Below are 19,500 nucleotides of genomic sequence, written 5' to 3'. Positions count from 1 at the left end.
GAATAAACACCTGCGCAGATGGCTAATTACGCAGACCGACATGCTCGTTTCACACTGGCGGGCGAGATCCCGAAGTGTTCAGCCGTCAGCTTGATGCTAGCTGAATTCTCTTTTCGCCAGCTCGCAACGGCAGCATCGTGATTGCCTCCTCGCGCCCCAGTGCCTTACCTTCTGCCTTCGTCTTGGCAATCCCGGCCATCTGCCGGAGCTTGATGTTTGAACGTTCCAGTGCTGCTACAGCGGCAAACATGGTCAACATGGCTTTGCCAATGGGTGTGGAGAGGTCGAGCCCAGAGCAACTTTGCCTCGTTGACTCTCGTTGGTCGATTAGTTTAACCTTCATATCAAGGGCTCGGAGACGCCCTGCCGGGTCGTCGGCGCCGCCAACGCCGAAAGCAAGTTCTCCTCGTTTCGAAAATCAGAACGACAAGTTATCAACACACTAACAACTCAACTTAATCACGATCCCATACTGGCGGCCTTGGGGTGGGGGATGATTTTGTTAGGAGAATATAGTGTCTGATAACCACAAATTTGCTGAGCGTCGCCTCGGCTACCTCCCTTTGCGCGATGGCCACGCCATTCCTCTGCGCGGAATATCACCAGCGGACATTAAAGAAGGCGCGAAATCACGCGTGCTTCATCCCGATGCTGACCCCTTGAAACATAGACAGACGCTCAACGCTATTGTCGATCGCTTGGGCTTCGCCGGAGACTTCGGGACTTATCAAAATAATGGCTGGCCCGAGTTTCAAGCCTTCCTCAAAAAGCACCGCTGTACCAAGCAGGTTGGCACCTTTCCGGTAGATCATGGCGGCTGCATAGATCTTTATTTTTCAGAACATGGCGGCCCCACCCCTCGTGAGTTGGCTGACCGCATCTTCTTCGGCCCCCAAGAGCAGCGGCCTCGTCGGGTATTTCTTGGATACGGCGTGGACTGGTCCGCTTGGGATAACGGGAATGGCCATCAAGTCCCAGCCGCTGCAATCAAGTCCATCAATGCGTTGCCGGAAGTGGCAGCCCAGCTTGGCAAAGACTTGTTTGCACGACGGCTCGACCTGATGGGCCAGTGGGGCTTTCTGGATAACAAGTTGGTTGATGGCCCGCTTAGCACCATAGTCGACAAACGCTACTGGGAACTAAAGTACGGCCCCGAGGACCGGACGGCACAACATGCAAAGACTTTTGCCGCAGTCCGTGCGTTCCGCGCCGTTTTTGACGCTCAGCCCGAAGGGTGGATTGACGTACTTCCTTACAACAACCGACTCACCGTCCTACGCGCTCATGACGGTTGCTGGGACCTGTTGTGGCGTGATTACAGGGAACATGAACCGCCCAAGCCGGACAATTTGGCCGATTCATACAAATTGGCGATTGCAGATTTGCCATCAAAGTTGATGAGTGAAAGCGACTTGCGTCGAGCCATTCATTTCCGCCAAGAGTTCTGGGACGAAGACGAAGCCCACAAAGCGGAGCAAGCCTTCTACGACCGAGGCGGAAGCATGATGGAGCGGCAACTCACAACGTCCGTCGATGTGCGCCGCACATGGCTGACAGAGCAAGGCATTTGGCGATCACCAGAGCGAGCAAAATGGGCTGGGCCGCTACCAAACGGCTTCCATCTCGTCGAGATTGGAGGCCGCAAGCTGGCTATCAGCGATCTGATAGACCTCGCTTCATTCCGGCAGATGCTGGAGGAAACAGGCTTCCATGAACGACAGGGCGAGCGTAGCGAGCCTTGGGATCGCGCCAATGAAGGCGCCTCTGATGATGCTCCTGTCGGCGCATCATGGGTTGATGCTCAAGCCTATTGCGCATGGCGTGAACGGCAACTTGGTGTCAGCCTCAGGCTACTCACCCAGAAAGAGCTTCGCGCTATTCGCCCAGCTTACTCCAAGCACTACGAATCGATGGCGTTTGGTGATTTTCCGTGGGAAAACTGGCCACCTCGTCCACTGGTAGAAGCAAGCGAACAGGCTATCCGCCAAGCTGTGCCTTCGGCCGTCAAGTGGTCTGAGCCAAGGTTTCTGGAGCCCAATCCTGACGTCGCTGAATTCCCGCATCCCACCGGGATTGATGTCAGCAGCGCTAAAGCCATCAACGGTGGAGTTCGCAAAATCTGGATCAAGGACTTTCCTCCACATGCGGCATGGAAAGAACAGATCCCATGGACAGAACATCAGGGCCTCGAGTTCATTGATGCGTGGGACGCCTACGAATGGTGCCAAGAAAAGGGCCACATTAGCGGCCGTTTTTGGGAGGGCGACATAGGATCAACGTCCTGGGGTGCCTACAAAAATATCAAGGTCTCTTTTCGAGTAGTCATGGACATCGAGGGCTGAAGCGATGTTCAAAAACTCAATCTGTCTCAGCGCCAAAGGAAAACCTCGTCGCGCCTACCCAAATCAGCAATGTGCCGAAGAAGGCGCGCGATATGCTCTCGTATCATATGGCAACCGCATGATGCCCTACCATTGCGGCCGATGCTGCTCCTGGCACTTGTGTCCGGCAGATCGGCACACGCCAGGGCATCACTGCTGTGACTGTTTGAAGCAGGCGTATGCCTCAGAAAGTGCAGCGGTGCGACGTGCACTCATTCTGGAACGAGAACAGGGGGTATTACTTCGAGTGTATGAATGTCCCCATGGCGAGGGATGGCACCTGACAAGCAAACTTTAAACAGTGTGTAGCGGGGAGGGGCTTACGAGCCCCTCCAAACTTTGCTTAGCGCGAACCTTCACCCCCGCTTTTCATCGCAGGTAGACCGCATCACCTCACTCTTCTTGCAGCCCTGTGGCGGCCGCGCACCTTCCAGAGTAGCTCAAGGCAAAATGTGACTTTAATGGCCCCCTTTTGCAACCACTTCACAGACCGCGAGTGATTCGTAGGAGATTGCGGGGCTCAGATCATCACCACCTCCTCAGTTAGCTCGATTTACCTAAACGCGGCCCGATAGCAACCCGGAGGCCATTCACTACCACTTTTCGATACGACAAGGTTCAAGGGCACTCTGCAAATGATCACTCGTAACAGGACAAAGGGTTTTTCATTTTTGGGGGACGGTCGAAGAGGCGTGTGCGCTAGCCCCTACCAGCAATCCCTTGCTAGAACTGGCCTGGGGGCTAAGACGGGGGGCAATTAACCATAAAAAACGATCCTGGCTAGCCAGAAAAGGGATCGCCAATAGTAGAGAAAAAGGATCGTTATGCAAAACGATCACTTTTAATAAAAACCCTTATTTTACTGTTAGTTACTGCGATCTTTGCCGAGAATAAGCGATCCTGTTTTTTCACCAAAACCACTCTGCCAAAAGTGATCACTTTCCCGCATTCTGTAACGTAAGCTGGTCTGTAGCCCTCATTCTTATTGGGTTATGCCAATCCTATGCTCATACAGGGCAATAATGATCGCCTGTAACACAAAAAGTGATCATTTTAGGGGTGATCACCTAAGGATTTTCTCCAACTCCCAACCCCATGGTTCATTTGGTGCGCCTCTGGGGTATGAGGCGAAACGCCAACCCAACTGCTTCAACACTGTGTTCAAGCGACGAAACACCATCCTGTGATTTGAATGACTCAGGTTATAGAAGTCCGTCAGCTCCTCACAAGTCACACCGGGATGTGTTGCTACGACCAGAATGTAGGCATGGTGCGGGTGCCACCCCATTGCAACGACAAGAGCGGCCAAGTGATCAATCGGCCCGAGCTGGGAAATGGCACGGTTTCGCTCTGCCCGCTCCATCAATCGACGGTTAGACTGCCCGACATTCCGAGCCCAGGCATTACGATACCGAAAGATGTCTTCGACTCCCGGTGCTGGCTTGCACAATCGTTCTAGCTGCTTGCGCTGGCGCTCTGCTCGTTTTTGCTCCTTTAGCCGCTGCTTTTCCTCTTTCGCTATCTCTTTGGCATACATCTTCAGAACTTCGTCGATCATTCGCTTCTGCTTCACGTTGGGCTTGGTGGATCATCATTGGCGTGGCCCGCTAATCCCCCTGAATTGTTTTACCGCTTTTTGCGCCTACCCAGCCTACCTCCCTTTCAGGCCTTACCAAGACTGGCTTGAGGCGTGTAGGGTTCAACATTCAGACCCTACCCATACCCTACCCCGGCACCGTTTGGTTAATCAGAGCAGCCTAGATTTGCAACCAAGCCAAATCAGCCATGACGGTAGGGATAAAGATGACCAGTAGGGCTTGGGTAGGGTTAGAGAATACTCACCCTACCTCTTTTTATCCCTTGCCTGGCAAGGCTTTCAGCTGTGCTAGGTAGGGAGGGTAGGGTTTGTAGATGAAAGTCCTAGGTATCATCAGGTACAGCGGCCAAGCTCATCATTCTGTCATCACTATGCCGTCATTACTGATCGGCGTAGACAGCTTGGGGTAAGAACATCTCCGCTACCTCGGTCAACATAATGTTGGTTTGCGATTTGCCCTTGATCACCCGACTGCAGTATTGGCGGCCATACTCTTTGGCTGCTGCCTTGAGCGCACGGCTAAAACCTTGAACTGATAGCGGGCGCCCCAGACCGTGGTACTCCATGAAGGCAAGGTAGGCATGATAGAGATAGCGCCGGGGTTCCCGCTTGATCTCCGGATTACCCCCCATCATCAATCCCTTGGGTTCATCCAGAAAGAGCACCATCCCGCAAAGGTCGATCACGGGGTCGGTGGCTCGTTTGATGATCAAGGCATCATCGGAGTTACGCTGTTCCAGCAATAAGTGACGGGCATGCTCAGGTTCGGCGAACTGGGCTAACAGATGGCGGATCACCACCGGCAACTCGGCGGCAATCTTGTCTCCAAGCAACGGGTCTTTATCCGCTTCGGCCACAACCCGGTCAAAGGTAAAGATCACCCTACGTCGGGATATTCCCCCATTGCGTTCAGTAATGACCATAGGCTCGTTATTGGTGGCCAGCACAACAGCCTGAATGACAGTGGCAAATTGTTTCTCATACTTCCCATCGATCTCGACCAAATCGCCCCCGGTAATGGCCTTGATGCCACTGCCATCACCGATGTATTTGGGCTGGTCAGGCAGCACAATCAGCCGTTTATCGACAAACTGGTAGCGACTTTTAGCGTGGTCCAGTGAGGCCATGTTGCCGGAGCCAGTGTTCCGTTTTCCACCAGCTAACAGGATTGCCACATTGGCAAAGATGCTCTTGCCGCTGCCCCCCTCACCGGTAACCTCAAGGAATAGCTGCCAGTCATAACGGTTTGCCAACACCATATATAGGGCGGCATTGATGCGAGCCATCTTGGCGACGTTGTTATCGACAGCGTGACATAACCACCTAGTGAAGTTGGGGGCATCCCGCTCGAGACATTCATCGACGAGTGGCGGAGCATAGTTGATTCCGTTGTGCGTGAGCAGCCCATCGCTGGGCGAATGTGGCCGAAACTGGCGAGTTGCCATGTCATAAACCCCATTAGCAAAGCCGATCAGCTCTTTGGTTGACTGGCCCATGGTTGGGATCATCAGCTTCATCGTGGAAACTGTGGCGGCAATACCTTTGTCACTGAACGGAACTCCATACTCGGTAAAGATGGCGGCCATTTCGCGGCGCAGTTCGGTATCTGTCCATGGTGCCCATAGGCTACCGTCATAGCGATAGACACGCTCGGCCTCAAGGCTGATAGCAACTTGCCCCAATCGTTCGACCAGTAGTGCAGCCCGCTGACTAGCACTCATTTTGTCGATCATGGTGGCTGGTGGCTCATGCTCCCGTTGGAGCTGATTCACCTCGATCTTCCTGGATTCCTCTCCCTTCTGGCTGGCGTTTTGGCTTTGGCTGGTCGCCAGTCTGGTGCTGGCGCTCATGATGGCCTCTTGTGTCTTGCTCAGCCCATGAGCTTGGTGGTAATCGTTCCAATCCCCGGCCTCTGGTGGAAATATTGCACGCCCGCCCACTGCTTGTGCTGCTTGCTCAGTCTGGTGCTTGGTAGAGTTATTACGCTGGCCTGTTGCGTTATCCAAATCGTGATCACCACAGATGATGATTTCGGCGTCTGGGTTCTGACTTCTAGCAATCTCAGCCACGTTCATCAGATTGTTGGCAGTCATCGCGCAATAGACTGTTGCCCCTGTCGCCTGCTGGACTGATAGACCGGTGGCGTAGCCTTCCACCACTGCCACCAGCGCCCCACCATCAATGCGATGATATACACCAGCCTTGCGGCCACCACCCAAGGTGTGTTTCAAACCATCTTCGTTGCGAATTAGCTCCACGTTAACCAGATTCCCTGCACCATCGAGCAAGGGAATAATCACGCTACCGACAGGGAACACCTCACCGTTTATCGTTTCTTTGGTACCGCTGATCGCGCTCTGGTGTTCCGCAAAACCTTTCCTTGATAGGTAGGCGCTACCACAACCACGCGAATGAGCATTCATGATGCGGCAGGCGCGTGCAGCAGCTTTCCTGTGGCCATCTTCCCGCTTTCGGGTTTCCTCTTTGGCCTTGGCCTGTTGTTGCTGGTGGATGCGCCCCCGTTCGACAGGATCTAGCCCACCGGCAGCCAACCCCACCATAGGCGCTATCAACTCGGCTGCCTCCATGGGGCTCTTGCTCATCACCCGGCATACCAGATCCAACCCATCCCCAGCACCGCACTGGCTACAGATGAAAGTCCCTCGCCCTTCCTTGTCATCGAGTCGAAAGCGATCTTTGCCGCCACAGGCAGGACAGGGGCCATGCTTGCCATGACGCGGAATGTCGAGGCCAAGACCCGCCAGCAAATCCGGCCAATACCCTACAGCTGCGGCGGCCACATCAGAAACAAACCTTACAGTGCTCATACCTCGCCCCCAACTAGAGCGGCAACCAACTCATTGAATGCCCGCTCGTCTAAGCCTGCCTTCATTTGGCGAGCATAGGGGCGAGTTACAACAGCAGCGGCCCCTTGGCTTTGCTCTATAAAAACGGATCTCGCTTTTCGGCTGGTGAAGGCACTCAATACTCCGACACGGGAGCGTTTGCAGGTTCTGGGATTGGGTGGTCCATAGAAGGTTTCAGTCTGGCTATCAGCGGCCCATGCAAAATAGATCATCGCTTGCCCTCCGAATCAGAAGAAAGAGCATGGATCTCGGCCAGCAAGCCTTGATGACCTTTATGGATTAATAAGTGAACTTTCATGTTAAAATTACCTCGCACTCACTGGCTCCTTGGTCGCCAAACTGTCAGAGCCAGCGAGTAATCCGAAATGCCCTTACTGTCGCAGGTAAGGGCTTTTTTTCATGTTTTCCCCATGGGTTTGCACACCATGTTTGCCTATATCCGGTAACAGATGGATTCCTTGCGGTTTAATCATCCGTCGGGTGTTGTTCAGGCAGTCCACCAGCCATCCACAAGCCGAAGAGTTTGGTGTTCACAAACATCCGCTTGCCGACAATTCGGCAGCAACGTTCCAAGCCGGGCTTCTCGGCTCGCTTCCAAAACATGGCCTTCAGTGTGGGATAGTTAAATTGGGGGTAGTGCTTGGGGATTTCGGTCACAGGCAGCCAGTTGTTTAGATCTTGACTGATTGCGATGAGGTTGAGGTCTTGCATACTGCTTATACTCCCTTTCCTGTTGCTCTTGGTGTTCTGCGGTTTGGTCGGGGAGTATTTAACGCGATGTGATAGGTTTTCTTTTAGAACAGAAGTCAGCTCACTTCTGTTCTTGACTTTTTCAATATCTTGGCTGCACTAACGATATATGAAGGGATAACTCCCCATGCTTCAGCAACAAACCGAGCCCATGGCTCATCTTCTTTATTTGTCCTGCATGGGATTCCTGATGCAGTCAGAAGTACTTTTGCGGCCTGTACCGCATCAACTTGACGCAGTTTCATCTGCTTTTCGAACTCAATGTCTTGTTGAATGAGTTTGATCGACCTTTCTAACGAAGCGATCTCATCACCAAACCATTCCTCCGAATTATCGTGGTTCACTGCCTGAGCGTCTAAGTACACGAGCCGATCCAAAAGAGACTCCAAAGTAATTTCCAACGTTGACGGCGGTGGAGCTTTCTTTCGCATTCCTTGTCGGGTATACACTCTCCCCCATACTTCCCCTAGGCAAGGGTTTAGCAACGCTATATCTAAGGCTATCCTCATAAGAGCACAAGATATTTCCTCTTCACTTTTCCCTTTCAGGTGAGCCATGAATCCCTTTTGAAAACCAATCTTGTGATATTCAATGTAGGCAGCTAAAGCCAGTCTTGGAATCTTATATCGATGAGGAGAGAGCCTATTTCTAGCTCGGATAGTAGCAACTGACGGTGCTGTGATATTTGAGTCAGCCCAGCGGAGCTCAAGCGCATTCAGTGCAGAATTCATTCGCTCATCAGCCCACCCAATTTTCCGCAACTTTGCGCTATAACTGATGGCCTCTTTGGCTACTTCACGCTTTATCGTCAAACGAGGTGTTTTATTTTCCCAGCTCCCAATATGGTATTGGTCATTTTGGCGCTCGACTTCATCATCAGAAGTTACTTTTTTGGCTGTGATGTCGATTGATACTGAGTCTATTAATTGACCATCTTTTGTAATGGCCAACCTCGGGCGGCCATTTGGGGAGAAGTACGGAATTCCTTCCTCTCCATCAACAATGATGGGTTCATCATCTGGTGATTGTTGCCATACAACTAAACCCTCCAGAAAATCGCTGTTTATATATTGATCACTCATCTACTACATCCCCAGACAAACAAAAGCCCCCCGCATCCATAGATGCGAGGGGCTCAGGCTAACATGTTCAATACATCTAAGCTGCACAGCCTAATTGATTAACCACCCATGAGATTACCAAATACCCGATCAGTGAGTTTGGCTTTGTGGGCATTGCACAAATGGGAATATCGTTGGGTCATGGTGATCGATTTATGGCCTAACACCTCTGCGATCTCCAGAATGCTGGCACCGTTCATCGCCAACAAGCTGGCACAGCTGTGCCGAAGGTCATGAAAATGGAAATCAGAGAGCAACGCGGCTTTCTTCGCGGCCTGCCAATGGTGATCAAACTCGGTAAACGGTCGATTGAGGCCAGAGGGATGAGGGAACACAAAGCTGGCACCAATCTCGCGAAACTTGGAGAGCTCAGTAAGCAATTCAGCAGTCAGAGACAGAACCCTCTGACTACCATTCTTGGTCACCGCCAAGTGAGCTGTGCGCGTGTTGAAATTAATGTCTGACCATTTGAGGCCAATCAACTCGCCCCTCCGTGCACCAGTGGTCAACGCCATATGAACCAGCATATGAAGTCGCTCCCACTTGCTCGACTTGGTGGCCTTCATCAATCGAGCAAGTTCATCTGTCGACAAAAAGCGTGTGCGAGCATTGTCTTCCCTCTTCTGTTTCACTTCCAGGCAAGGGTTCACTTTGAGGTCATAGCGATCACACATGTAGGCAAAGACTGCTGACAACGCTGCTTTGTAGCGGTTCAGGGTCGCAGGCGCTTTCCCCTCTGCCTCCAGAATCGAGATGGCGTTTTTGATCCGCTGGCGATTTACCTTGTTCAACGTCTTGTCGCCGAGATGTTCAGCCCACCAGCCCAGACGCTGTGGTACAGATTTGTCCCGTCCCTTGTGCTGTTCAAGGTACTCATGGATAGCTTGTTGAATGGTGGTACTGGTGAGGGTGACGTTGGTTAAGGCATCTGCCAGCTCGTCAGATACAGTGATCTGAGCCAGGAACTGCTCTGCGTCTTTTTTGCGGGTAAAAACTTTGGATACACGGTTGCCGTTACGCATGAACTGAACGCGATAGGACTTGCCGGTTTTTCGAGTGAGAACTTGGATGCTTGCCATTGGTTGAAGCCTCTTGCACATATTTGCACATGAATGAGAGTTATCAACCGCAGAAACTTTGAGCAGGAGCGCTATTGAGCGCTGTAACCTGTTGACCAAACAGGGAAAAGAATGGTGCCCGGGGTCGGACTCGAACCGACACGGTTATTCACCGGCGGATTTTGAATCCGCTGCGTCTACCGATTTCGCCACCCGGGCAACTGCGAGGGATTATACGAATGGCGCGATGCCATGCAAGGTGTTTTTCGATTGAACACTCCCGTTTGTTCATTTATTCAACGCCTTGCCGATGCGGGGCCAGTTACATAGAATGCCGCCATCATCTTAATGGAATAAAAACGATGGCCGAGCCTAAAAAAGTCCAACTAAAATCCCCCTCTCCTGCCACTCAGCCATACCCGTCAGCGGGTCTGCTGCGTCGCCTCGGCGCCCTCATCTATGATGCGCTGGTGGTGACTTCGCTGCTGATCATCGCTGGCTTTATCGGCATGGGTGTCGCCAAGCTGTTGCTGATCACCGGCATGGCAAGCGTACCGGCGGGTGAAGATACCGTCTGGTTGCTGACCCGCCACCCCCTGAGCCTGATCTACACCCTGTGGCTCGCCTTCGTCATCTGCGGTTTCTACACCTGGTTCTGGACCCGCGCTGGCCAGACCGTCGGCATGCGCGCCTGGCGGCTGCGCATTCAGAACGAAGATGGCAGCCATATCCGTATTACCCAGGCGCTGATCCGTCTCGCCACTGCCGCCTTTGGTCTGGGCAACCTGATGTGCCTGTTCAACCGCAAGCGCCCACGGGCGTTCCAGGATATCTGGGCCGAATGCGAAGTGATTGTGCTGAGCAAAGAGGCCAATCTGGAATTGTTGAACAAGTAATACCGGATCAATGCAATAACGAAAGAGGGCACCAGCAGGTGCCCTCTTTGTATTACCACGTGTGAATTACTGCTTGCGGCTGAGGATGTAGAAGGAGATGCCGCCAAACAGCAGGCTGGGCGCGACAGCCGCCAGAATGGGCGGTACCGCATAGACCAGACTGATGGGGCCAAACACCCGATCACTCACATAGACGGCGAAACCGGTCATGATCCCCATCAGCATCCGCGCCCCCATGCTCACCGAACGCAACGGGCCGAAGATGAAAGAAGAGGCCAGCAGGATCATCGCCACCACCGAGAGCGGTGACAGCAGTTTGCGCCACATCTCCAGCTTGTAGCGACCGGCATCCTGCTTGTTGGCGTCCAGGTAACCGATGTAGTCGAGCAGACCGGAGACCGAGAGATTCTCGGGGTCGATACTCACCACCCCCAGCTGCTTGGGCGTCAGCTCCGAGCTCCACTCCATCTTGTCGTGCTCTTCACTGCGGATCTGAGCCGGGTCGTCGAAGCGGGTAACCTGCGTCTGCTTGAGCAGCCAGTGATGCCTTTCAAATACCCCCTCCCGTGCCTGCACCACGTCGATCAGCTTGCGCTCGGGGGTGAAACGATAGAGGGTGATGCCGGTCAGGGCACCATCGTTGCGCACCCCGTTGATATTAACGAAGTTGTTGCCATCCCGTGCCCACACCCCGTAGGCCGAGACGGTAAGCCGCCCTTCCGACATGGCACCGGCACGGATATCATCCGCCATCCGTTTGGCGACAGGGGCCACATACTCCCCCATCAGTCCTACCAGGATCATCAGCGGGATCGCGGTTTTGAGCGCCGCCATTACAATACTGATCTTGGAGCGGCCCGCCGCCTGCATCACCACCAGCTCGGAGCTGGTCGCCAGCTGGCCCAGACCGATCAGACCGCCCAGCAGTGCCGCCAGCGGGAAGAAGAGCACCGCCTCCTTGGGCATGGAGAGCAACACATAGTAGAGAGCATTGAGCATGTCGTAGTTGCCCTCTCCGACAGACTTGAGCTGTTCCACATACTTGATGAGCGCCGCAAGACCAACGAGCGTGAGCTCACACAGCAGGATCGACATAAAAATGACCCTGCCGATATATCTATCGAGAATGCCAAACATCAGCGGTAGTTCCTATGTGGCTTCATCATTTTGATTTGTTTATGAAATATTTGCTCTTTACCCCGTTCCACCAGCTGGTGCCCTGCAAATTGAGGGGCAGGCCAATAAACAGCAGATAACCGAGCGGAACCAGGAACATCCCCGGCCAGTAGGGCAACCGGCCACTGTCGATAGCCGAGCGGGCAGCACTGAGCAGCAGGAAGTAGGAGAGATAGAGCATGATGGCCGGCAACAGCTTGGCGTAGCGCCCCTGACGGGGGTTGACCCGAGCCAGCGGAACTACCAGCAGGGTGAGCACCGGAATGGAGAGGGGCAGCGAGATACGCCATTGCAATTCACCCATCATGTCGTTTTCCTGGGTACCCAGCAGCTCCATGGTGGGTTTGGCCGCCGCCTTGCGGTTGGAGCGCTCCATCTCCTGCTGACGGATCACCAGACCATACTCGCGAAAATCGGAGATCTGGAACTGCTTGCCGGAGAAGTTGCCTTCATAGCGGGAACCATCCTTCAGAGTCAGCCACTGCAGACCATTCTCATCGATCGTCACCACCCCTTCGCTGGCCACCACCACCGAAGGGGGGTTGCTGCCTTCGGCCCGCTGCAGCACGAAGATCTTCTGCAGCTTCGAGCCGTTGTCGTTCAAATCCTGGATATAGGCAACCAGGCGCCCCTTGTCGAGCTCCATAAAGCGGCCCGCCTGCAGGAAAGAGATCCCCGGATCCGACTTGAACTCGTCGATCACCTGATACTCTCGCTCCTTGGCCTGCGGGGCGATCCAGCCGGTGTTGAACGCTGCGACTGCAGCGGTCAGCAAGGCCAGCAACATGGCGCTGCGCATTACGAAACGGTGGCTGAAACCCACCGCATGCATCACCGTCATCTCGCTTTCGGCGTAGAGGCGACCATGGGCAAACAAAATGGCTAAAAAGAGACTGATAGGCAGCATCAACAGCGCCATATTGGGCAAGTTGAGCAGCAGCAGGGTGGAGACCAGACGTGTCGGCACCTCGCCATCGGCGGCATCACCGATGATCTTGATAAATTGTTGGCTGACAAAGATAAGCAGCAATACGAATAACACTGCCAGCTGGGTTTTCAGGGTTTCCCTGAACAAATATCGGAAAACGATCACAGTCATTCCCAAGTAAACTTGTGTTTTTAGTCGAATGCCTGAAAAATAGGGCCGTATATTGGATTTTTACCAGTTTGAACTGCGGAGCCTGTGGCTGTTCGCTCCGCCTCTGATACCCCAACAAGCACCGCATTATTCAATAAAAGGTGCCTTTTGTCTTTAGGATGTAGGAGATTCCATGGAGTTCAGTGTAAAGAGTGGCAGTCCAGAGAAGCAACGGAGCGCCTGCGTCGTAGTCGGCGTATTTGAGCCGCGTCGCCTCTCTCCGGTTGCCGAACAACTGGACAAGATCAGCGATGGCTATATCAGTTCGCTGCTGCGCCGTGGCGACCTGGAAGGGAAACCAGGCCAGATGCTGCTGCTGCATCAAGTACCGGGCGTGCTCAGCGAGCGCGTACTGCTGGTCGGATGCGGCAAGGAGCGGGAACTCGACGAACGCCAGTACAAGCAGATCATCAACAAGACCATCACCACCCTCAACGAAACCGGCTCCATGGAAGCGGTCTGCTTCCTCACCGAGCTGCACGTCAAGGGTCGGGATACCTATTGGAAGGTGCGCCAGGCGGTAGAAACCACCAAGGCGGGCCTCTACAGCTTTGATCAGTTCAAGACCAACAAGGCCGAGCCACGTCGCCCGCTGCGCAAGCTGGTATTCAACGTGCCGACGCGTCGGGAACTGACCATTGGTGAAAAAGCCATCGCTCACGGTCTGGCCGTGGCCAAGGGTGTGCGGGTCTGCCGCGACGTGGCGAACATGCCGCCCAACGTCTGCAACCCGGCCTATCTGGCCTCCCAGGCCCGTCGTCTGGCCGATGCCTACGACAACATCACCACCAAGGTGGTGGGCGAGCAGGAGATGGCCGAGCTCGGCATGAACTCCTACCTGGCGGTGGCCCGCGGCTCCGATAACGAAGCCATGATGGCCATCATCGAATACAAGGGTCATCCGGATGCCAAGCCCATCGTGCTGGTCGGCAAGGGTCTGACCTTTGACTCCGGCGGCATCTCCATCAAGCCGGCCGACGGCATGGACGAGATGAAGTACGACATGGGTGGCGCCGCCTCCGTGCTCGGTACCATGCATGCGCTGGCCCAGCTGCAACTGCCGATCAACGTCATCGGCGTGCTGGCAGGCTGCGAAAACATGCCGGGTGGCAACGCCTATCGCCCAGGTGACATCCTCACCTCCATGTCCGGCCAAACCATCGAAGTGCTCAACACCGATGCGGAAGGTCGTCTGGTACTGTGTGATGCGCTGACCTATGTGGACCGCTTCGATCCGGAAACAGTGATCGACGTGGCGACCCTGACCGGTGCCTGCGTCATCGCGCTGGGCCACCACACCTCGGGTCTGCTGGCCAACCACAATCCGCTGGCCCACGAGCTGCTCAACGCCTCCGAGCAGGCGGGTGATCGCGCCTGGCGTCTGCCGCTGTTCGACGAGTATCAGGAGCAGATCGACAGCCCGTTCGCCGACATGGCCAACATCGGCGGTCGTCCTGCCGGTACCATCACCGCGGCGGCCTTCCTGTCACGCTTCACCAAGAAGTACAACTGGGCCCACCTGGATATCGCCGGGACAGCTTGGAAGAGTGGCAAGGATAAAGGCTCCACCGGTCGTCCGGTGCCCCTGCTGACCCAGTTCCTGCTGAACCGGGCTGGCGTGGATATCGAAGAGAAAGAGTAACTCTCCGGCCCCTGCCGATGGCTGCATCGGAAGGGTTGGCGTTACCCTGAACCACAAGGAAGAGGCCCGCCTCTTCCTTGTTTCATTCTTGAATCAGTGAGTTGCGGACGGGAAACGCCCCGTCAGCCTCATGAGGCGGTCAACACTCCGTCACCGCAAAACGGGATCAACCTGATGAGCCAAGTGACCTTTTACCTGATGAGCGAACAGGATGACACGCAGGCCTCTGCGGTCGAGCGACTGGCCTGTACTCTTGCGGCCGAGTCGTGGGGCACGGGCCATATCTACCTGTTCTGCAACGATGAGGCCCAGGCCCTGCGTCTGGACGAGCTGTTGTGGCAACTGCCACCGGAGCGCTTCGTGCCGCACCAGCTGCAAGGCGAAAGTGGTATGGCCCCGGTGGAGATCGGCTATCAGCCACCGAAACGGCGCTACGCCCGCCTCATCAATCTGGCCACTGCGACACCTTTGTTTGCAGGACACTTCGCTCAAGTGGTAGATTTTGTCCCCACTGACGAAACACAAAAGCAGCAAGCTCGCGAGCGCTACAAGCACTATCGCCAGGCAGGCCATGCCCTCGAAATGAGGGATCAGCCCGTCCTTGCCGCACCGGATCCGGCGCAGCCCTGACTGCAACCAATTGATCCATAAAGAATCAACACCAGACTCCATCCATCCAGATTACGGCGAGACCATGGAAAAGACTTTTAATCACAACGCCATCGAACAGGCGCTCTATCAGCACTGGGAAGCCCAGGGTTACTTCAAGCCCCACGGCGACACCAGCAAAGACTCCTTCTGCATCATGATCCCGCCGCCGAACGTCACCGGCAGCCTGCACATGGGTCACGCCTTCCAGCAAACCCTGATGGATACCCTGATCCGCTACAACCGCATGCAGGGCAAGAATACCCTGTGGCAGGCGGGTACCGACCACGCCGGTATCGCCACCCAGATGGTGGTTGAGCGCAAGATCGCCGCAGAAGAGGGCAAAACCCGCCACGATTACGGCCGGGAAGCCTTCATCGACAAGATCTGGCAGTGGAAGGAAGAGTCCGGCGGCACCATCACCCGCCAGATGCGCCGTCTGGGTGACTCCGTGGATTGGGAGCGCGAGCGCTTCACCATGGATGAAGGCCTCTCTGCCGCCGTGCAGGAAGTGTTCGTCCGTCTCTACGAAGATGGCCTGATGTACCGTGGCAAGCGTCTGGTGAACTGGGATCCCAAGCTCAACACCGCCATCTCCGATCTGGAAGTGGAAAACCGCGAGATCAAGGGCCACATGTGGCACCTTCGCTACCCGCTGGCCAACGGCGCCAAGACTGCCGAAGGCCAGGATCACCTGATCGTCGCCACCACCCGTCCGGAAACCATGCTGGGTGATACCGCCGTCGCGGTAAACCCGGAAGACCCGCGCTACAAGGCGCTGATCGGTCAGCACATTCTGCTGCCGCTGGTGAATCGTCTGATCCCCATCGTTGCCGACGAACACGCCGACATGGAGAAGGGCACCGGCTGCGTGAAGATCACCCCGGCCCACGACTTCAACGACAACGAAGTGGGCAAGCGCCACAACCTGCCAATGATCAACATCTTCACCCTGGACGCCCACGTGCGTGCCGAGGCCGAAGTGGTCGACAGCAACGGCAACCCCAGCACCGCCTATGACGCCGCCCTGCCGACCGAATTCGCCGGGATGGAGCGCTTCGCCGCCCGCAAGGCCATCGTCGCCAAGCTGGACGAGCTGGGCCTCTTGGCCGAGATCAAGGATCACGTGCTGCAGCAGCCTTACGGCGATCGCGGTGGCGTGCCCATCGAGCCGATGCTGACCGACCAGTGGTACGTACGCGTGGCACCGATGGCCAAGACCGCCATCGAGGCGGTGGAAGATGGCCGCATCCAGTTCGTGCCAAAGCAGTACGAAAACATGTACTTCTCCTGGATGCGCGACATTCAGGACTGGTGCGTCTCCCGTCAGCTGTGGTGGGGTCACCGCATCCCTGCATGGTATGACGACGCCGGCAACGTCTACGTGGGCCGCAGCGAAGATGAAGTGCGCGCAAAGCACAGCATCCCGTCCGTGACTACCCTGCGTCAGGACGAAGATGTGCTCGACACCTGGTTCAGCTCCGCCCTGTGGACCTTCTCCACCCTGGGCTGGCCGAACAACACAGAGGCGCTCAAGACCTTCCACCCGACCGACGTGCTGATGAGCGGCTTCGACATCATCTTCTTCTGGATTGCCCGGATGATCATGATGACCATGCACTTCATCAAGGACGAAAACGGCCAGCCACAAGTCCCGTTCAAGACCGTCTACATCACCGGCCTAATCCGTGACGAAGAGGGCCAGAAGATGTCCAAGTCCAAGGGCAACGTGCTGGACCCCCTCGACATGATCGATGGCATCTCGCTGGAAGATCTGCTGGAGAAGCGCACCGGCAACATGATGCAGCCGCAGATGGCCGAGAAGATCGCCAAGCGTACCGCCAAGCAATTCCCGGAAGGGATCGATGCCCACGGTACCGACGCCCTGCGCTTCACGCTGGCAGCGCTGGCCTCTACCGGTCGTGACATCAACTGGGACATGAAGCGCCTGGATGGCTACAACAACTTCTGCAACAAGTTGTGGAACGCCTCCCGCTATGTACTGATGAACACCGAAGATCAGGATTGCGGTTTTGCCGGTGGCGAGATGCAGTTCAGTCTGGCAGATCGCTGGATCCAGTCCCAGCTGCAAGTGGCCATCCGTGACTTCCGCACCGCCCTCGATACCTATCGCTTCGATATCGCGGCTGGCGTGCTGTACGAATTTATCTGGAACCAGTTCTGTGACTGGTATCTGGAGCTGACTAAGCCAGTGCTGACCAAGGGTTCCGAGGCCGATCAACGCGCTGCCCGCCACACCCTCGTCAGCGTCCTCGAGACCCTGCTGCGTCTGGCGCACCCGATCATCCCGTTCATCACCGAGACCATCTGGAAATCGGTCGCCCCGCTGGCTGGCGTACACGCCGACACCATCATGATTCAGGCCTTCCCGGAGTTCGACGCCGCCAAGGTGGACGAAGCCGCGATGGCGGATCAGGAGTGGGTGAAGGAGTTCATCGTCAGTATCCGCAACATCCGCGCCGAGATGAACGTGGCCCCGAGCGTGCCCCTCAACGTGCTGCTCCAGTGCGATGCCAAGGATGCCCAGCGCGCCGCTGACAACGAGGCCTTCCTCAAGTCGCTGGCCCGTCTGGAGTCCATCCGCGTTCTGGCGGACGGTGAAACCGCCCCGCTGTCAGTGAAGAAGCTGATCGGTGCCACCGAGCTGATGATCCCGATGGCCGGTCTCATCGACAAGGATGCCGAACTGGCCCGTCTGGCTAAAGAGGTTGCCCGTCTGGTGGGCGAGTGCGGCCGTATCGAAGGCAAACTCGGCAACGAAGCCTTCGTCGCCAAGGCGCCGGAAGCGGTCATCGCCAAAGAGCGCGAGAAGCTGGAAGATTACCGTCTCCAGCTGACCAAGCTGGAAGCCCAGCAGGCCGAGATCGCCGCCCTGTAAGCGCCGCGACCAACCGCGACAGCAAAGCCCCCTGACCCAAGGGGGCTTTTTCATATCCGCGCTTCTCGCTTCAGCTCACCAGTAGCCAGCCGCAGAAGCCGAGATAGAGCAGACCCACCAGCGCCAACCGCCCGGCGGTCATCACTCCCTTTCTGAACCCCCACCAGAGCAACCCCACCGCCAGCAGCGTCACCAGCGAGGAGGCCATCATGGCACCATCCAGCAACCAGGGGGTGAAGATCAAGCAGAAGGCCTTGGGGATAGTGCCCTGGATCATCATGGCCCCGGAGATATTGGCCAGCGCCAGCCGATTCTTGCCCTGTCGCACCCAGATCAGCACGTTCATCAGCTCCGGCATCTCGGTCGCCACCGGACTCAACAGCAGGGCCGCCAGCACCGGCGAGAGGCCAAACAGTTCGCCCATGCTCTCCAGCTGATGGACAAACAGCTGTGCCGCCAGCGCCACCACCACTAACGCAGCCAGCGTCTGCAGCAGCACCTTGCCAAGGGGCGGGATCCCGGCATCTGGGGCCAGCTTGAGGGGCTCCGGCAGCTCGACCTCATGGCTGTCGCTCTGCTTCAGCTCGCGCCTTACATAGACGAGGTAGACCAGCAGGAAGAGCGGGGCCAGCCAGCTCTTGCCGGTAAAGGCGACCAGACCCAGTACAGTGGCCACCAGAAAGATTCCCATAAACCAGCGCTGATCCCGGCCAATCTCGCGCTGTACCTCCCCATTGATGGCGCGCTCGGTACGCCCCATGCAAAGCAGCAGAGTGAGACCGACCGCACCATAGCCGATGGTGGCCAGCACCAGCGGCCCGCCGAGGGCGGCGCCGATGCCGATCTCCTGCTGGGCGGTTGTATTGCCTATCAGCAGGGCGGTCAGGGTGACGATGCATTCGGGCAGCGCCGTACCCAGTGCAGCCAGCAGCGAACCAGTGGCACTTTGCGAGAGTTTGAAGTGGTGTCCGGTCCATTCGATGCCGTTAACGAAGTATTCGCAGGCAAGGTAGATGGTGACCGCAGAGACGAGAAATAACAGCAGGGTAATCAACATAATAGATACCGCCAGGCGAGCAGAATAACCGATGGACCCGACATGGCTCGCCCGGCTGGCGTGCATATCGAGGCCAAAGGTCTTGCAGAGCGATAGTGCCTATCGCCGCCCATGCCATGGATGCGAGGATCCAAGAGTGTTGACATGGGCCCGGCCCGGAATACGGGCGGGTTGCTACTCCCCAATGACTGAGGGGACGTTTTACCAACTCGACCGTCACCTCACAAGGCAAATTACTGATAACTCATTCAATAAGTTGTAAGGAAATGT

General features: G+C 55.8%; 14 protein-coding genes, 1 tRNA gene and 1 riboswitch. Of the genes, 5 read left to right on the top strand and 10 right to left on the bottom strand.

All coding sequences use genetic code 11. From position 1 onward, the window contains the following. Positions 1-85: 85 nt before the first annotated feature. Positions 86-343 (bottom strand): recombinase family protein, encoded by a 258-nt coding sequence (locus I6L44_RS18225; RefSeq protein WP_254204235.1) that lies wholly within the window; start codon positions 341-343, stop codon positions 86-88. Positions 344-515: 172 nt separating this feature from the next. Between I6L44_RS18225 and I6L44_RS18220 the strand changes: the two genes are divergently transcribed. After that, complete coding sequence (locus tag I6L44_RS18220) at positions 516-2,342, top strand: SUMF1/EgtB/PvdO family nonheme iron enzyme (protein WP_216952710.1); 1,827 nt, start codon at positions 516-518, stop codon at positions 2,340-2,342. 1,102 nt (positions 2,343-3,444) lie between these two features. Here the strand turns inward: I6L44_RS18220 and I6L44_RS18215 are convergent. The 6 genes from I6L44_RS18215 to I6L44_RS18190 form a co-directional block, all read right to left on the bottom strand. Further along, positions 3,445-3,939, bottom strand: coding sequence for a hypothetical protein (locus tag I6L44_RS18215; protein ID WP_042081257.1), 495 nt, complete (start codon positions 3,937-3,939; stop codon positions 3,445-3,447). Between the two features lie 419 nt (positions 3,940-4,358). Beyond that, positions 4,359-6,806: a primase-helicase zinc-binding domain-containing protein gene (locus I6L44_RS18210; protein ID WP_216952709.1), complete on the bottom strand. Its 2,448-nt coding sequence runs from the start codon at positions 6,804-6,806 to the stop codon at positions 4,359-4,361. 504 nt (positions 6,807-7,310) lie between these two features. Continuing rightward, positions 7,311-7,556 carry a hypothetical protein gene (locus I6L44_RS18205; RefSeq protein ID WP_047438419.1) on the bottom strand — a complete coding sequence of 82 codons (246 nt, stop codon included), beginning with the start codon at positions 7,554-7,556 and terminating at the stop codon, positions 7,311-7,313. Positions 7,557-7,651: 95 nt separating this feature from the next. Then, positions 7,652-8,677: a hypothetical protein gene (locus I6L44_RS18200; protein ID WP_216952708.1), complete on the bottom strand. Its 1,026-nt coding sequence runs from the start codon at positions 8,675-8,677 to the stop codon at positions 7,652-7,654. 98 nt (positions 8,678-8,775) lie between these two features. Next, complete coding sequence (locus tag I6L44_RS18195; RefSeq protein ID WP_216952707.1) at positions 8,776-9,795, bottom strand: site-specific integrase; 1,020 nt, start codon at positions 9,793-9,795, stop codon at positions 8,776-8,778. A gap of 112 nt (positions 9,796-9,907) precedes the next feature. Continuing rightward, positions 9,908-9,993 (bottom strand) — tRNA-Leu (locus I6L44_RS18190). A 143-nt stretch (positions 9,994-10,136) separates the two neighbouring features. Between I6L44_RS18190 and I6L44_RS18185 the strand changes: the two genes are divergently transcribed. Further along, positions 10,137-10,670 (top strand): RDD family protein, encoded by a 534-nt coding sequence (locus I6L44_RS18185; protein ID WP_216952706.1) that lies wholly within the window; start codon positions 10,137-10,139, stop codon positions 10,668-10,670. A 66-nt stretch (positions 10,671-10,736) separates the two neighbouring features. On the opposite strand, the gene lptG is transcribed toward I6L44_RS18185, so the two are convergent. Then, on the bottom strand, positions 10,737-11,807 hold the full coding sequence (gene lptG / locus I6L44_RS18180) for an LPS export ABC transporter permease LptG (protein WP_216952705.1): 1,071 nt from the start codon (positions 11,805-11,807) through the stop codon (positions 10,737-10,739). A gap of 25 nt (positions 11,808-11,832) precedes the next feature. Further along, a complete protein-coding gene (gene lptF, locus I6L44_RS18175) occupies positions 11,833-12,945 on the bottom strand; it encodes an LPS export ABC transporter permease LptF (protein ID WP_216952704.1) in 1,113 nt (370 codons plus the stop codon). A 172-nt stretch (positions 12,946-13,117) separates the two neighbouring features. On the opposite strand from lptF, the gene pepA reads away from it, so the two are divergent. The 3 genes from pepA (at position 13,118) to I6L44_RS18160 (ending at position 18,173) form a co-directional block, all read left to right on the top strand. Beyond that, positions 13,118-14,626, top strand: a complete 1,509-nt coding sequence (gene pepA / locus I6L44_RS18170; protein WP_005336423.1) for a leucyl aminopeptidase — start codon at positions 13,118-13,120, stop codon at positions 14,624-14,626. A 174-nt stretch (positions 14,627-14,800) separates the two neighbouring features. Then, positions 14,801-15,256, top strand: a complete 456-nt coding sequence (locus I6L44_RS18165) for a DNA polymerase III subunit chi (protein WP_100644885.1) — start codon at positions 14,801-14,803, stop codon at positions 15,254-15,256. Between the two features lie 64 nt (positions 15,257-15,320). Further along, complete coding sequence (locus I6L44_RS18160; protein WP_216952703.1) at positions 15,321-18,173, top strand: valine--tRNA ligase; 2,853 nt, start codon at positions 15,321-15,323, stop codon at positions 18,171-18,173. 70 nt (positions 18,174-18,243) lie between these two features. Here the strand turns inward: I6L44_RS18160 and I6L44_RS18155 are convergent, their stop codons facing one another. Further along, on the bottom strand, positions 18,244-19,230 hold the full coding sequence (locus I6L44_RS18155) for a sodium:calcium antiporter (RefSeq protein WP_216952702.1): 987 nt from the start codon (positions 19,228-19,230) through the stop codon (positions 18,244-18,246). Positions 19,231-19,318: 88 nt separating this feature from the next. Next, positions 19,319-19,425, bottom strand: a riboswitch (yybP-ykoY riboswitch). Positions 19,426-19,500: the final 75 nt, after the last annotated feature.

The sequence above is a fragment of the Aeromonas sp. FDAARGOS 1414 genome (assembly GCF_019047065.1).
GTDB lineage: Bacteria > Pseudomonadota > Gammaproteobacteria > Enterobacterales > Aeromonadaceae > Aeromonas > Aeromonas veronii_A.
The sequence above is the reverse complement of the archived record's forward strand: the minus strand, read 5'-3'. Positions and strand labels throughout refer to the sequence as shown.